The organism is Corynebacterium sp. HMSC08A12, assembly GCF_001807485.1.
In the GTDB taxonomy this organism is placed as follows: domain Bacteria; phylum Actinomycetota; class Actinomycetes; order Mycobacteriales; family Mycobacteriaceae; genus Corynebacterium; species Corynebacterium evansiae.
The window spans coordinates 1-1,723 of sequence record NZ_KV789174.1 but is presented as its reverse complement, the minus strand read 5'-3'; the positions used below and the strand labels follow the sequence as shown (position 1 = coordinate 1,723).

1 protein-coding gene is annotated in these 1,723 nt (G+C 65.7%); it reads right to left on the bottom strand.

Going from position 1 to position 1,723, the window contains the following annotated elements; genetic code table 11:
- Window positions 1–76: 76 nt before the first annotated feature.
- On the bottom strand, window positions 77–1,255 hold the full coding sequence (locus tag HMPREF3166_RS05200; protein ID WP_070488006.1) for a hypothetical protein: 1,179 nt from the start codon (window positions 1,253–1,255) through the stop codon (window positions 77–79).
- Window positions 1,256–1,723 lie beyond the last annotated feature (468 nt).

The window sequence follows — 1,723 nt, the reverse complement described above, 5'->3', positions numbered from 1 at the left end:
GCGAGCACGGCGGCGCCCCGCCGTGTTCGCCCGGCGCCACCGCGCACTGCCGCGCGCTGCCGCCGCCACGCCCGCGCTAGCAGTCGTCCTTTGTCTTGGCCGGCGGGGCGCCTTCCAGCACGTCGGGCAGGCCCTTCGCCAGGGCATCCACGCCCTCCCACGCAGTCGGCTCCAACCCATCGTTGGGGATCGCCATAATCGCCACGGGGGTCATTTCCCCGTCCGGCCCAGGCACCAACCCCAGCTGTCGGTAGATAAACCGCCCGTCCGGCTCCGGCCCCCAGCCGCCCTTAAACTGCGCGCCGTTGATCTTCGCCAGTCCGTACTTGTGCTCCGGGATGATGTGCTCCATGCGCGTCAGCACCTTGTCGGAGCCATTCATGCACCGGAACCCGTTCATGAACTTCACCTGATCCGTCAGCTTCCACTTAATCGCGCCGAACCCGATGTAGACCCCATCTTCAAACTGCTTCGCCGCGTTCGTCGGGTCGCCTACGCGGTGCATGTAATCGCGCACTTTGTAGGCGGCGGTACGGTCCGAGCCGTCGCCGACATACATCCAGAGCCGAAACGCGGCGTCATTATCCGAATAGTGGATCGCCGCGTCCATGTCGGCTTCCATCGCGGCACGCGGAGCGGGCTGGCCGTGGGCTTCCGCGTGGCGCAGCTTTTCCTCGACCGCGCCTGCGATCGGCACCTTGATCGTCGACCAGGCGCCTTCCTCGTTGAGCTTGCCCGCGTGCAGTGGGCCTCCCTGCCCGAGGATTGCCACTCCGACCTGCACGTTGTTCTTCTTGGCGATGTCCGCCGCGAGCTTGTCCAGCTTCGCCTGCTGTTCCTCGTCGGTCGGCGGGGTGGCGTCTGCGCCGTCGGTGCCGTCGTTGTAGGGTGCGGCGGCGGTGTTGGCGGCGGGTGCGCTCTCTTCGCCCTTCTTAGTGACGCCCCCTTCCCCGCCACTTAACCCCATCACCAAACCGACCGTGATGGCGAGGACGGCGGCTCCCACTGCGAGGCCTGCGACGAGTCCGCCGCGGCGTGCGCCGCGACCGCCGACACCGCCGCTCCGCGGCTGCCCTTCGGGTCCGTCGAACTGCCCGGCGGATGCAGCTTGTGCCCCGGTCGGCCCGGCGGCAACCTCCTGCTGCCCGGCAGCCCCCTGCTGCGCACCCGTCTGCGCCTCCGGCTCCCCCGTGTACATCCCACGCCAGCCCTGAGAGCGACGCGGAGCGCCATCGGGGCGCTCATTGCTCGCCATTTTCCCTCCTTGACCAGCCATTTCCTTGTGCTCTTCCACCTCAGCGGCGCAACCTCCACCGCTTGACGATTCCGAGAGCGATCGCGTTCAGTCTAGCCAGGAATCCCCACGCTCGTGCCCTGCACACTCCCATTACCGAGACTCTTAACTCCCTCCGGCAATACTCTTAACCCCCTGCGGCAGAACTCTTAGCCCCCAGTGGCGACGCTCTTACTTCTCCCGTGGCAAAACTCGCCGTAGACCTCCCCAGCTTCGCCTCAAAACCGCCAACTCCCCCTCAAAACCGACCGCCCCCTCTCGTTTGAGCCCGCTTGGACCTCCTTCAGCCCCGGCGGAAGCGTTTGCGAAAGCCCAGATGTCCCAAATCTTCCACTTTCGACAAAAAGCAGATTTGCAGCAGAATTTCGCAAGCCTCTGACCTGCGCAAACAGATGGTGGTTGCGTCCCTTAGTGTGGTGTAACGCTTGC